Annotated in this window: 10 protein-coding genes; 6 read left to right on the forward strand and 4 right to left on the reverse strand. The window is 64.2% G+C overall.

Annotated features, from left to right (window positions below):
* Positions 1-127: 127 nt before the first annotated feature.
* The 3 genes from EH199_RS12445 to EH199_RS12455 form a co-directional block, all read right to left on the reverse strand.
* Entirely contained in the window at positions 128-862 is a 735-nt protein-coding gene (locus EH199_RS12445; RefSeq protein ID WP_124809612.1) for a sulfite exporter TauE/SafE family protein, read from the reverse strand.
* A complete protein-coding gene (locus EH199_RS12450) occupies positions 863-2,140 on the reverse strand; it encodes an MFS transporter (RefSeq protein ID WP_124809613.1) in 1,278 nt (425 codons plus the stop codon).
* A gap of 189 nt (positions 2,141-2,329) precedes the next feature.
* Positions 2,330-3,889, reverse strand: a complete 1,560-nt coding sequence (locus EH199_RS12455) for an FAD-binding oxidoreductase (protein ID WP_190287251.1) — start codon at positions 3,887-3,889, stop codon at positions 2,330-2,332.
* A 208-nt stretch (positions 3,890-4,097) separates the two neighbouring features.
* Here EH199_RS12455 and EH199_RS12460 point away from each other — a divergent pair, with 208 nt between their 5' ends.
* The 3 genes from EH199_RS12460 (at position 4,098) to EH199_RS12470 (ending at position 6,799) form a co-directional block, all read left to right on the forward strand.
* Positions 4,098-5,546 carry a 4-hydroxyphenylacetate 3-hydroxylase N-terminal domain-containing protein gene (locus EH199_RS12460; RefSeq protein ID WP_124809615.1) on the forward strand — a complete coding sequence of 483 codons (1,449 nt, stop codon included), beginning with the start codon at positions 4,098-4,100 and terminating at the stop codon, positions 5,544-5,546.
* 76 nt (positions 5,547-5,622) lie between these two features.
* On the forward strand, positions 5,623-6,144 hold the full coding sequence (locus EH199_RS12465) for a flavin reductase family protein (protein WP_190287252.1): 522 nt from the start codon (positions 5,623-5,625) through the stop codon (positions 6,142-6,144).
* Positions 6,137-6,799 carry a TetR/AcrR family transcriptional regulator gene (locus EH199_RS12470; RefSeq protein WP_190287253.1) on the forward strand — a complete coding sequence of 221 codons (663 nt, stop codon included), beginning with the start codon at positions 6,137-6,139 and terminating at the stop codon, positions 6,797-6,799. The genes EH199_RS12465 and EH199_RS12470 overlap by 8 nt, the downstream gene beginning before the upstream one ends.
* A gap of 80 nt (positions 6,800-6,879) precedes the next feature.
* Here EH199_RS12470 and EH199_RS12475 read toward each other — a convergent pair whose 3' ends face one another.
* On the reverse strand, positions 6,880-8,355 hold the full coding sequence (locus EH199_RS12475; protein ID WP_124809618.1) for a carotenoid oxygenase family protein: 1,476 nt from the start codon (positions 8,353-8,355) through the stop codon (positions 6,880-6,882).
* Positions 8,356-8,681: 326 nt separating this feature from the next.
* On the opposite strand from EH199_RS12475, the gene EH199_RS12480 reads away from it, so the two are divergent.
* From EH199_RS12480 to EH199_RS12490, 3 genes are all read left to right on the forward strand, one after another.
* Positions 8,682-11,033 (forward strand): TonB-dependent receptor, encoded by a 2,352-nt coding sequence (locus EH199_RS12480; RefSeq protein ID WP_124809619.1) that lies wholly within the window; start codon positions 8,682-8,684, stop codon positions 11,031-11,033.
* A 268-nt stretch (positions 11,034-11,301) separates the two neighbouring features.
* Positions 11,302-12,192, forward strand: coding sequence for a fumarylacetoacetate hydrolase family protein (locus EH199_RS12485; protein ID WP_124809620.1), 891 nt, complete (start codon positions 11,302-11,304; stop codon positions 12,190-12,192).
* A gap of 2 nt (positions 12,193-12,194) precedes the next feature.
* Positions 12,195-13,142: a cupin domain-containing protein gene (locus EH199_RS12490; protein WP_124809621.1), complete on the forward strand. Its 948-nt coding sequence runs from the start codon at positions 12,195-12,197 to the stop codon at positions 13,140-13,142.
* Positions 13,143-13,149: the final 7 nt, after the last annotated feature.

The following is a 13,149-nucleotide window of genomic DNA, read 5'->3' on the forward strand; positions in this document are numbered from 1 at the left end:
GGCGGAGGCAGGCTCCAGTGCGCGAGGAATATTCTGTCTGACGGATCGATATTCTATAAAAATGCGTATGGCAGTCGCCGGGGCCTGTCAACGGTCATGGCGGTGCCACGGACAGGAAGGGGGGCTGTCAGGCGGTCCATCCGGCCGTTCCCTTCTGCATGAACCGTATGCCGAGCACGCTGATGAACAGGCGCAAGGCCGTGCGGAAAACATGGTCCGGAATGATCGGCGTAGCGCGCTTGCCGAGGTAGGTGCCGGCCAGGCCCGTAACCGTCGCAACGAGGATTTCTGGCACGTATTGCCGGTAGTCGAAGCCCGCTGCGGAATAGCCCGCCGTCCGCAGCACCTCGAGCACGATGATGCAGCTGGCGAAGGTGCCGACGATCGCGGTGCGGGTCAGCTTCGTGCGCAGCAGCGCGGGCTGGAGGATCGCGCCGAGGCCGAACAGCGTTCCCACCACGGCATGCAGGACGCCGACCGAGAAGAACGACTTGCCGGGCGAGATGCGCAGCCGGAGCGGCGGCAGCCATGCCAGCACCAGCAGCAGGACGCCCAGCAATATTGCCAGCAGGTTTTCCGGCGCGCGGCTGAACAGCCACATGCCGCCCGCCACACCGGCCAGCGAACCGGCGGTGAAGGTGCGCACGATCGCCCAGTCGATATCAGCCCAGAAGGCATGGGTACGCGAGAACAGCGAACCGAACGACAGCACCGATTGCAGCGCGATCGCGCTCGGCAGCGGCAGAATCCACGTCGTCGCGCCGAACAGGATGTAGCCGCCGCCGACCGAAAAGCAGGCGCTGAGAAAGGAGGCCGCGAAGCTTGCCCCGGCAAGCAGCAGCAACCGCGTTGGTTCCTGCACCTAGCGCTCCGTATAGCCGGCCCAGTAGCGGGGTTTGAAGCTGAGGGCGATGAAGGCGGCGGCGAAGGCGATGCACGTCACCACGACGAACGGCAGGGTGAAGCCGCCGGTTAGGTCGACGCCGAAGCCAATCGCCGCAATACCCGCCGAAGCGCCGAGGTGGAACGCGGCGCTGAGCAGCGAGATGACCTGCGGCAGCGATCGCACGCCGTACATGTGCCGTGCGAGGACGGGGGCCTGCACGATCACGCCGCCGTGCGACACGCCGCGCACGATCGTGAACATCAGGAACGTGGCGAGGCCGGCCAGCGGGAAGGTGAGCAGCGCTGCAACGCCGCACAGCGCCCAGCACAGCGCCACGCCGCGCGTGGAAAGGCGATCGAACACCCAGCCGAACAGGATCTTGCCGAGGCCCGAGATCACGATGACGATGGTGAAACCCAGCGCCGCGACATAAGCGCCAAGGCTGGTGTGGCGTTCGATGAACAGCGGGATGTATTCGTTGATGCCGTTGCTGATCACGCCCGACATCGCCGCGGCGACGATCAGCAGGATGAACTGGCGGCTGCGCAGGAACGAGGAAAACTCCGGCCCCGGATCGGGGGCCTGCCCCGCAACTCCGGGCTTGCCGGGAGCAGCCTTGCCAGGGTCCAGTTCGTCGGCGGTGTAACCGTAAGCTTCGGGCGTCTCGTGGACGAGGAAGTTGACCGCGAGCGACAGCACCACGAGCACGATAAGGCCCGCCGTTCCGGCGGTGGCGTGCCAGCCGAGCTGGCGCAGGCCCAGGGTCGTCGCCATCGGCACGACCGTGCCGGCAACGGCGCCGCCCAGCATGGCAATGCCGGTGATCCGGCCAAGGCTCGCCGAATACCAGCGTGCGAGTGTGACCTGGATGGCAATCAGGGCCAGGATCGAGGCGAAGCCGGAGACGGCGGCAAGCGCATAGTAGACCGGCAGGTTGCGGACGAAAAAGAGCAGCGTGGTGGCGATGCCGATCGTGACGACCGAGGGCATGAATACGCGCTTGAGACCGAAGCGCACGAACATGCCGCCCGCGAACAACCCGCCCACCGCCGACACGGCGGACTTGATCGCCATGAAGCTGGTGGTCTGCGCGACGCTCCAGCCCATGTCCTTGGCGATCGTGTTGTACATGATCGGCATCATCATCGAGACGCCGGCCAGCGCGATGCCCCAGATCAGGAAACCGGCCACGATATTCATGCGCGCATAGCGCCGGACCTGCGCGATCGCGATCCGCTCCCCACCCGTCATCATTATCTCCTCGTCACCGTGTGACGCCCTGGTGGCGCGCCGGTCGTGATGTCTCCGACGATCCGTCGTGCAGATCGTTCTTTCATACAGAACATCGTTCTTTTATTTTTAGTGCGCAGACGAGTCAATCCGACTGGAGGCAAAAGGCTCCGACGCAGGGGCCGGAGTTCCGCCGACAGGGGGCATGGCCGGTCAGCCATCGCGTGATGACTGGCCGGCGGGCCAGATGCCGTGGTTGCCGGGCGAAAGGATACCTGCCGGATCGAACGCCTGCTTCAGCCGCGCGTAGATCTTGCCGAGCGCGTGATCGTTGAAATCGAACTTTGCGGCGACGTGGTCGACCAGCGAAACGTGCGCGCGATAGCCGGTGCAGCCCCACTCGGCGGCGCGATCGTACATCTCGCGCACCGCGTTGCGGGTGGTTTCCACCTGTTCGGCATCCGCGGTGTCAAACAGGATCATGCTGGCGCTGACCATGCTGCGGCCGGTCAGCAGCAGGCCGAACGGGCCGACCAGTCCGTACCGGTCCAGCGTTTCGCGCACCAGCGCTTCGGCTTTCAGCGCCGCTTCACCGGTAAAGGGCAGGACCGGCGAGAAATCCATGTGGCCGATGCGCGGGCCGAAAATGCCGTGCAGGCGTTCGAGCAGGACTTGATTGGGAATGCCCGCCGAAATCAGGTCCCGCGGTTCCACCTCGTCCGGGCCGGCCTCGCCGGAATAAGTGCGCAGTTCCAGTACCGCGCCGGGCAGGGTGGCGCAGGCTTCTTCCAGAAGGGCGCGCCGCGCTTCGACCATGCGGGCGGGGCCATAGAGGCCGATGCGCGCGTTCCAGCGGCCCGGGCGCAGTACCTGCCGCAGGTTGCGCATGGTGAAGGCGCCGTTGCCGGCTTCCTCGTTTTCGGTATCGGCGGGCGTGCCGACGATCATGGGCACGCCTTGCAGCACACCTTCGTGCATCAGTCGGCGCAGCATGTCGATCATCGGCACGATATCGCCGTCACCCTCGCAGCGGATGGTGCCGGTGACGATCGTTTCCGGGCGCGGCATCAGCCACAGGCCGGCCTTGGTGACCACGCCGAAGTTCGATTGCTTGAACAGTTCATCGAGCGAAGGACCGAAGCCGCGTCGATGGCACGACCACACCGGGCTGTTGCTGATCGCGCCTTGACCGGTGCGCAGCAGCGTGCCGTCGGCCAGCACAGCCTCCAACCCGCACAGCGCCGAGGCATGATCGCCGTGGACGTTGTAGCCGTAGCCGTGTTCGAGCGCATTGCCGATGATGCTGCCCCATCCGAGATCGGGAACCGACATCATCAGCGGGGCGTCCTGCGCGCGCAGTTCCTCGTAAAGCCGGTGAAAGGTGACGCCTGGTTCGATCAGCGCGAAGCCCTGCTTCGCATCGATGTCGAGGATGCGGTTCATCCGGCGCAGGTTGAGCACGATGCCGCCGCTGACGGCAGGCGCCGATCCGCCGTAGCCGAAGTTGCGGCCCATCGATGATGTCCAAAGGTGGACGCCCAGTTCGGCGGCGATCCGCACGGCCGCCTGCACCTGTTCCACCGTTTCCGGCTGGATGACGAAAGAGGGCTGGTGTGCCGTCGCCGCGGGGCCTTCGAACGGATCGCGGAATTCGGCGAGATTGCGACCTTCGCGATGGACCGCATCGGTTCCCAGCAGTTGCGTGAAGCGGTCGGCCGCGCGTTCGATCAGCGCGGGGGAGGGCGTGACGGCAGGAACGGCTTGCATGGGCATGGATCGCATCTCCCGGGGTTTTACGGCCGGGACCGGTTTCGCCGGAGCCGGGCGCAGACGCATTCTGTTATGAAAAATAACATTCTATTTTTACCTCTCGCCGCCTGCATTGGTCAATGCCAAAGTTCTGATTGACAGAATGATGTTTCATTTGCATCTAGCCAGTTGATTCGTGAATACATGTGTTTTCGATTGGGGAGAAGAGGCTATGGCAGTCCGGACTGGCGACCAGTACAAGGCAGGCTTGAATGACGGCCGGGTGGTTTGGCTCGGCGAAGGCAAGGTCAGCGTCGCGGAAGACCCGTTGCTGGCGGGCTCGCTGAACGGCATGGCCGGCTATTTCGATTGGCAGAACGAATACGCTGACGAATGCCTCATCGACGATCCGGAACGCCCCGGCGAGAAGATGAACGTCAGCCTGATGCTGCCCAAGTCGAAGGAAGACCTGATGGTGCGCCATCGTGGTCTGGAGCGACTGGCGCGCTATTCCAACGGCATGCTCGGTCGCACGCCCGACTATGTGAACGTCGTGCTGGCGGGGCACACCGCGCGCGCGGACATATGGGCGAAGGGCAAGCCCGAGGGGTATGAGCGGCTGAAGAACTTCCATCGCGAAGTCATCGACGGCGATCTTTCGATGACGCACACCATCGTTCACGCGAATATCGACAAGGGCGCGCCGCCGCTCGCGGGGATGAACTCTGACCTGACGCTGCGCGTAGTCGGCCGCAATGAAAACGGCGTGATCGTGCGGGGCGGCAAGGTGCTGGCGACGCTCGGCCCGATTGCCGACGAGCTTTACGTCTATTCCTCGGCCCCGATCCCTTCGGGCGCGGAACAGTATGCGCTGATCTTCTCGATCCCGGTCAGCACCAAGGGCGTGATCCAGATCTGCCGCGATCACTATGGCGTCGATCGCAGCGTGGCCGACGCCCCGTTCTCATCGCGCTTCGACGAGCAGGATTCGTTCGTGATCTTCGACGATGTGGAAGTGCCCTACGAGCGGCTGTTCTGCGATGGCGACCTCACGGTCTACAACACGCTGAACCAGGGCGTCTCGCCGGGCAACACGCTGCAGCAGACGGCCATCCGCGCGATGGTGAAGCTTGAATTCGCCTATGACCTGTGCAGCAGCATCGCCAAAGTCACCAACAGTCTGCATGCGCCCGACGTGGCGGTGCAGTTGGGCGAGATCTATTCGTACCTGTCGATGACCCGCTCGATCATCCATGCCGCCGAGGAACGGGCCCACGACTGGGGCGCAGGCGCGTTCTTCCCGCACCGTGACCTTTCGGTGCTGCGCTGCGTAATGCCAGGCTGGATGACGCGCGTGAACCAGATCATTCGCGCGATCGGTTCGCACAACCTGCTGTGCACGCCTTCGCTGGCGCTGTTCGATAATCCCGAGATCGGCGACTTGCTGCGCAAGTATCTGCCCGGCTCCAACGGCATCGCCGCCGAGGAGCGCGCACGGATCATGCGAATGGCCTGGGATTTCGCCGGTTCGGCGCTGGGCAGCCGTATCGAACTGTACGAAATGTTCTACCTGACCAGCCAGACGCGCGCGCGCATTGGCGACCACATGATCGCGCAGCGCGACTACGAATGGAACCAGGTGCAGGAGTTCATGCAGAAGTCCGGCATCCTGCCGGGCTGATCGGAGCATCTCCGTCATGCCATCGGAAGCGGCCGCCGGGCAACGGGCGGCCGCTTCCTGTTTTGGGGAACGCACCATGACTGTCACGACATCGCATGCCGACGTCTCGGCGCAACCGCCGCTCGACGCCTTGTTCAAGGGCGCGATGCGGCGCCTGGCCAGCGGGGTGGCGCTGGTCACCACGGCGGATGCGGCCGGAACGCCCTATGGCATCGCCATGACCGCGTTCATGTCGCTCAGCATGGAGCCGCCGTCGATGCTGCTGGCGATCAATACCGGCGCGTCGCTGTGCGCGCCGCTGCTGGCGCAGGGGGCGTTCGCCGTCAACATTCTGGCATGGGAGCAGCGCGAAGGCTGCCAGACGTTCGTCTCGACGCCGGCCGACCAGCGTTTCGCGACGATGCCCTGGCGGATGGAGCGTGGTGTGCCGGTTGTGTCGGCCTCCGTCGCCACTATCATCTGCGCTGTCGATCAGGCAGAGGCCTTCGGCAGCCATACCATCGTGAAAGGCCTGGTGGAGCGCGTGATGCTGGGGGATGATACCGTGCCGCTGACATATCTGGACGGGCGCTATGGCCGGGTTGGCTTCGATGTCTGAAGAGCAGCTCCGCGCCATCGAGGCCGCAACGGACGAGGCCCCGCGCGAAAGCTCCAGCCGCCAGCGCTTTCTCGAAGCGGCCGACGACCAGTTCATCGCCAATGGCTATGACCGCTGCACGATCCGCGCGATCGCCGCGCAGGCGGGGACCAGCCTCGCATCGCTGAGCCGGAACTGGAGCAGCAAGCGCCATTTGTTCGAGGAAGTGTTCAAGCGGCACTTCGACCCCATCCACGCCGCGCAGAACGCCGGCTTCGACGCCATCGAGGCGAGCGGGGACATCACCGTCCGCGCGATCGTCGCCGCATTCTTCGGCGCCGCGCTGGCGCGGGAAGAGGCGGCCTTGCGCAAGAGCCATCGCGTCTATTGCATGGCGCTGCTCGATCCGTCTGACGAGGCGCGTGGCATCACGCGCCCGTTGGCCGCACCGGTCCGCGCGCGCCTGATCGCCCTGCTACGCCGCGCGCTGCCGCAACTCGACGAAAAGCGCTTTTTCCTGGCGATGAACGTGGTGCTGGGCGCCTATATGTATCCGCAGGCGCATGGCGAGCGGCTCGCGGGAATCATGGGGTTCGATCTCGCATCGATCGACTGGAGCGAGGCGGCGGACATTCTGGCGGACATGATCGGCCACGGATTGGCCGCAAAGCCCTGACTGCAGCAGACTGGAGAATCGAAAAGAAGAAGGCCCGGGAAGCGAACTTCCCGGGCCTTTCTGTTTCCGGCGGAGAGTTGTCAGGCTGCTTCGCTGAGGGTGTGGATCTGCGCCGCATCCGCCCAGTTGCCGTGCAGGCCGAAGCGCAGGCGCACGGGAATGTTGATCGTGGCGATCGGGCCCTTGGCGATTTCGGTGGCGTCGAAGATCAGCAGGTCGCTGCTGCGGGTTTCGAGGCGATTGCACACCATCACGATCCACCCGTCGCCTTCCGCCGCGTCGGGCGAACGGGGCACGAAGCACGGTTCCTGGATGCTGGAGACGGGGCCGGCCCACCACTTCTGTTCCTGGCCAGTCTCAAGGTCGACGAAGCCTAGTGTGTTCATCACCCAGCCGCCGGCACTGCCGCCCTTCAATTCGACCGGCTGGCTGGGATCGATCACGACCATCCAGCCATACCGGTTCTTCTGGCCGGTGAAGCGATCGTCGATCTTGGGGAATTCGCCGATCATATCAGACAGGCGGACGGCCTTGAACTCTTCCTCGTTCTGGCTGAGATCAACCGTCCAGCGCGTCAGGAACGTGCTGCCGGCGACGGGATCGAACGGCGCGTCGTCGATGTCGGGGAAGAACGGCATCATGTTGTTGGCGGCTACCGGCAGGTCGAGGTGCAGCCTGGTGCCCTCCTGGAACGCGTTCATGACGTGCGCGGTGAAGCAGTTTCCGCCCTTGAACCAGCGGATATCGGCGGCGGTGGTGCCGGGCCTGCGCGGCATCACGGCAAGGTAGCTCGGCAGAGAGGTGTCGAAGCCGAAATGCGGCTTGCCGGCTTTCAGGCGATCCCAGTTGCTGGTCATGCCCATGACCGAGAACAGCGCGTAGTCCGGCGTGATCGCGAAATCGTGCATCATGCAGTAGTAGGGTGTTTCGAACCACACATCGTAGAGCAGCTCGCCTTGGGGGCTGATCTCGTAGTAGGCCATGTCGCGGGTGAGAATGCCCTTTGAGGCATAGCCGAAGCCGCAGAGATTGCCGGTGGCGGGGTCGGTCTTGGGATGCGCGGTGAAGGTCTCGCCCTTCATCTTGCCATCGAAATCGGTGTAGCCGGCGGTTTCGAGCGTGACGGCGTCCATCACCAGGGCCGGGGAATCCTCCTTCAGCGCATAGAGCCGGCCACCGTGAATATAGGCATTGGTGTTCGCCGTGCCGCGGATTTTGCCCTTCACCGCTTCGTCGTCGGTCAGCGGGTTGCGATAGGCGCCGAACACCGCGCGCCCGGCTTCGTTTTCAAGCTTCCACTTGTCGGTCTTGGCCCAGCGCTGGGTGAAATCCACCCGGCCGTCCTTGAACCGGAACATGGAGATCATGCCGTCGCCGTTGAACGCGATGTCGTCGCCCAGCTTGGGCGGGAACTGATGTTCCGGCTGCACGCGATAGAACGCGCCGTCCATTTCCGCAGGGATCGTGCCGACCACGTTGAGGTCATGCACATCCGCCTCGACGCGGGAAGGCGTGTTGAAACCGGTGAACGCGGGAACGTCAGGAAAAGTCGTCATTCATCATCTCCCAGAGGCCGCGTGGCGCCGTTGGTGCGAATCTGGGCCTACGCGCCTGATCCACGCAGCAAAAAAAACAGAACGATGTTCTATGTGATGGATCAACCTTTGTCCAGTGACTGTGAAGCCGCAAAAACGGCATCCCTGAATCGTTCAATATCAATCGGATGAACAGGATCGAGAGACGGTGGCCGCCTGTGCCGGCCCTATGCGTTGACAAGCACCGCAATTCTGGATTAAAAGAACGTCGTTCTGTCTGGAAGAACCTCTGAATCGGAGGGCTTGCCGGACTTGTTCCGATAACTGACGATCAGGGGAGGACATCGATGCGTCGACGCGATTGCTTCACGAAATTCATGCTGAGCGCTGCAGCCTGTGCGCTGCTGCCGACGGCTGCCATGGCGGAAACGTCGACCGCGGAATCAGGGGCCGAAGCGGGGGGTGCCGAAGATCAGGCAGCGGCACCGTCCGACGGCGAAATCGTCGTTACCGCGCAGTTCCGTCAGGAAAGCGCGCAGAAGGCCGCCGTTTCGATCGACGTGCTTTCGGCCGAGACGCTGGCGCGTGCCGGTGTGGCGCAGGCCACCGATCTCGCGCGGCTTTCGCCCGGCGTGCAGATTACGCAAGGCGGCAGTTCGCTGCAGATATACATCCGCGGCGCCGGCGATTTCTCGACGACCGCCTACAGCAACTCGGCCGTTGCGCAGAACTATGACGGCGTGTTCGCCGCGCGCAGCCAGTACGTGGCCGGCGTGTTCTACGATCTGGAGCGCGTCGAAGTGCTCAAGGGTCCGCAGGGCACGCTCTATGGCCGCAACGCCACCGGCGGCGCGCTGAATATCCTTCCTGTGCAGCCCAAGCTGGGCGTGTTTGAAGGATACATGTCGGCCGGCTTCCAGAACTACAACGGCTTCTCGGCCGAAGGCGCGCTGAACATCCCACTGGGCGACAAGGTCGCCATCCGCGCGGCGTTCCAGGGTGTTTCGCGCAACGGTTACATCAGCGACGGCACCGACGACGACAAGCACCATTCGTTCCGCTTGCAACTGAAGGCGGAGCCGACCGAGGATCTGACCCTTCGCCTCGGCTTCAACTACCAGCACCTCGGCGGGCGTGGTCCCGGCAAGGTGGTCTATGAGCCGACCGCGCCAACCGCGCCAGGCCTGACCAACAGCCAGCCGATCATCCCCGCCGATCGCTGGACATCGATCAATGGCACGCTGAACAGCCTGATCTCGAAGGTTGTCGCGCCTCCGGGCATCTATCCGCTCGACACCAGCAAGACCTACCAGAACATCGATATCTGGGGCATCAACGGTCATCTGGAATGGAACCTTGGCCCGGCCACGCTGACCGTCATCCCGGCCTACCAGCACGTCAAGCTGGATTCGCTGGTGATGCCGGCGCTCTATTTCAGCACCACCAACTACTTCACCGGCGCGCCTTCCACGTCTGATGCGGAAACGGTTGAAGTCCGTCTCGGCAATGCGAACGAGAAGCTCAAATGGGTGCTGGGCGGCTATTTCTTCAACGAGGATCAGGACAGCTTCAACGCCGTCCGCCTTGGCCGCGCGTCCGACACGGCTTTCGTGGCCACGCTCAACACTCGCGCCTACGCCGCCTTTGCTGAGGCGACCTATTCGCTGACCGACCGTTTCCGCCTGACCGGCGGCATCCGTTACACCGACGAAACCAAGAGCGTCGATGGCTATCGCTATGCCATCGCGGGCAGCCTGGCCTGCCCGAATGGCGGCACGGCGATCGGCGGCAGCTGTGAACTGAAGACGGCGGCGGGCACCAACGTGCGTGGCACCTATTCGGCGCATCGGGTCAATTACAAGGCTGGCTTTGAATTCGATGCAGGGCCGCAGAGCATGATCTACGGCAGCGTGGTCACTGGCTTCAAGTCGGGCGGCCAGTCGAACGCCGACATCGATCCCTACAAGCCCGAGGACGTGACGGCTTATACGATCGGCGCGAAGAACCGCTTCTTCGGCCGGCTGCTGCAGCTCAACCTCGAACTGTTCTGGATGGACTACAAGAACCGCCAGGAAAACTTCTCGCAGCTCGATCGCGGCGGCGCGCAGGTTTCCTCGCTGTTCAACGCGGGCAAGGCCGTGGCCAAGGGCGTCAGCGCCGACGTGACGCTGCGTCCGACCGCCAACGACAGCCTGCGGGTGGGCATCGAGTACACCGAGAGCAAGTACAAGGAATTCAGCTACCGGAACTACAGGGCGGGCAATCCGTCGGCCTCGACGGCGTGCGATGTCACGGCGATCACCGGCGGCAACGCCCAGATCGGCTTCTGGAACATCAACTGCAACGGCTTCCAGTTGCCGCGCACGCCGAAGTGGTCGGGCACGGTGGGTTATACCCACACCTTCGATCTCGCCAACGGCGCGAAGATCGAGTTCGCGCCTGACATGACGTTTGCCTCGTCGCGCTGGTTGAGTGCGGAATTCGTCGAGAACGCGCGCGCGCCGGCCTATGCGCTGGTCAACGCCAGCCTCACATACCGTTCGCCCGAGGACAGGTACTCGGTCCAGCTGTTCGTGCGGAACATCGGCGACAAGGCGGTGTACACCGGCACGCAGCAGTATCCGTTCATCGCCAACTACAACGGCCAGGACATCGCGCCGCCCCGCACGTGGGGCGCCCGTTTCCGCGCCCGTTTCTGATGGGGCAGGCCGGGGGGCGATGAGGCCGCCGCCCCGGTGCGGGGTTCCGGCAACGGGCGCGGAAGGCAGATGTCGTCCGCGCCCGTCGTGTGTCCGCGCCTCGGGAAATCCCGCGGCACGATGCGGGACGGCGAGCCGGATGAGCGGGAACGGCGGGACGCTTCCGATTCCGAAAAAATGCGGTCTCAGCGCGCGAATACAATTGATTTCACATCTGCCTATGTTAATAAAAGAACGATGTTCTGTTAAATAGAACGGAGAAGGGATTATGCGGCTCGCGAGATTTGATGGTGGCAGGATCGGGGTGTGCCTTGGCGACGAGATCGTCGATGTCACCGATGTCTGCGGCATCGATCCTGCGGAATGGCCGGCGGTCGGTCCGCTGCGGCTGATCCGTGATTTCGAGGCGCGGCGCCCCAAGATCGAGGCGGCGCTCGCCGCCGCTGCGCGCAAGCCGCTGGCCGATGTCCGGCTGGAAACGCCGGTGCCGTGGCCGAACAAGGTCATCGCCTATCCGGTGAACTATCACGCGCATGGGCGCGAAATGCAGGCGCAGTACCGTGCGACCAACCAGGGCTTCTTCCTGAAGCCGTGCTCGTCGCTTTCGGGGCCGTCCGATCCGGTGGTGCTGCCGCGGGTGCCGGGGCGTGAAGTGCACCACGAAAGCGAACTGGGCATCATCATCGGCAAGGAAGTGCGCGGCCTTCAGCGCGAGAACTGGCGCGAGGCGGTGTTCGGCTACACCTGCCTGCTCGACATGGTGGTGCGCGGGCGCGAGGAGCGCGTGTTCCGCAAGGCATACGACAGCTTCTGCCCGATCGGGCCTTGGGTGGTGACCGCCGACGAAGTGCCCGATCCGGCGTCGCTCGACATGAAGCTGTGGGTCAATGGCGACCTGCGCCAGTCCGCCAATACGCGCGATCTGGTGCTCGATATTCCGGGCATGATCGAAACCGCCTCGGCGGTGATGACGCTCTATCCCGGTGACGTGATCGCGACCGGTACGCCTGAAGGCGTCGGTCCCGTGGTGGACGGTGATCGCATACGCATCGTGATCGACCAGATCGGCGAAATGAACGTGGACGTGGTGCAGGGCGATCTCGGCATGACCGAAGTCTTCGCGCAGCCCTACGTGCCGCCGATCATCAAGCAGGCCTGACCATGGCGGCTCTGGAAGCGGATTCGCTGGAGGCGCTGTACGGCGCCTTCGCGAGCATGAACATGGAGGGCGGCTGGCACCGGAAATTCCCGGCGCTTTGGCCCGAGCCGCGGCGTAATTTCCTGCCGCACGTCTGGCGCTATGCCGAGGTCAAGCCGATCCTCGACCGCGCCGGGCGGCTGGTCGATACCGCACAGGCGGAACGCCGCAACCTGACGATGTTCAACCCCGTGGAAGGCAACGTCTATTCCACGGTGCGCACGATCGTGGCGGCTTACCAGATGATCCGGCCGGGCGAGGTCGCCCGCGCCCATCGCCATACGCCCAACGCGCTGCGGCTGATCCTTGAAGGGCGCGGTACTTATACCGTGGTCGACGGCAGCCAGGTGGAAATGCGGCCAGGTGACGTGCTGCTGACGCCAAACTGGGCCTGGCACTCGCACGCCAATGGCGGCGGCGAGGATTGCTACTGGATGGATTTCCTCGATGTGCCGCTGGTGCATCTGATGGAGCCGATGTTCTACCAGCCGCATCCGGCGGGGCTGGAAGCGGACGTGACCGAACTGGCCGAAGCGCCGATCGCGTTCCGCTGGGAAGACACGCTCGCCGCCCTGGATGCGGAGCAGGCGCGGGTGGGCGAGGGCACACCGGCATCGGTGACGCTGGGGCCGGCGCAGCTCGATACGATCGCCCTGCGCATGATGCGGATACCCGCGGGGGTAGAAACCGCGTCCCTGCGCACGACCGCGAACAACATCTTTGCCGTCGTGCGTGGCAACGGCACGACCGTGGTGGACGGGCAGACGATGGAATGGCGCTTCGGGGATACCGTGGCGATTCCGGCGTGGCGCCCGTTCACGCACCACGCCGCCGAAGATGCGGTGCTTCTCCAGGTCACCGATGAACCCGTCCTCGCCAAGCTTGGCTGGCTGAGGACCGAAACGCCGTGATCGCGCG

The organism is Novosphingobium sp. LASN5T, assembly GCF_003856955.1.
Taxonomy (GTDB): Bacteria; Pseudomonadota; Alphaproteobacteria; order Sphingomonadales; family Sphingomonadaceae; genus Novosphingobium.

What these genes read in the sequence shown, in the direction of transcription:
- EH199_RS12455 (WP_190287251.1), bottom strand. Translation starts at nt 3,889, where the DNA reads ATGCCCATGCAAGCCGTTCCTGCCGTCACGCCCTCCCCCGCGCTGATC.
- EH199_RS12480 (WP_124809619.1), top strand. Translation starts at nt 8,682, where the DNA reads ATGCGTCGACGCGATTGCTTCACGAAATTCATGCTGAGCGCTGCAGCC.
- EH199_RS12460 (WP_124809615.1), top strand. Translation starts at nt 4,098, where the DNA reads ATGGCAGTCCGGACTGGCGACCAGTACAAGGCAGGCTTGAATGACGGC.
- EH199_RS12450 (WP_124809613.1), bottom strand. Translation starts at nt 2,140, where the DNA reads ATGATGACGGGTGGGGAGCGGATCGCGATCGCGCAGGTCCGGCGCTAT.
- EH199_RS12465 (WP_190287252.1), top strand. Translation starts at nt 5,623, where the DNA reads ATGACTGTCACGACATCGCATGCCGACGTCTCGGCGCAACCGCCGCTC.
- EH199_RS12485 (WP_124809620.1), top strand. Translation starts at nt 11,302, where the DNA reads ATGCGGCTCGCGAGATTTGATGGTGGCAGGATCGGGGTGTGCCTTGGC.
- EH199_RS12470 (WP_190287253.1), top strand. Translation starts at nt 6,137, where the DNA reads ATGTCTGAAGAGCAGCTCCGCGCCATCGAGGCCGCAACGGACGAGGCC.
- EH199_RS12475 (WP_124809618.1), bottom strand. Translation starts at nt 8,355, where the DNA reads ATGACGACTTTTCCTGACGTTCCCGCGTTCACCGGTTTCAACACGCCT.
- EH199_RS12490 (WP_124809621.1), top strand. Translation starts at nt 12,195, where the DNA reads ATGGCGGCTCTGGAAGCGGATTCGCTGGAGGCGCTGTACGGCGCCTTC.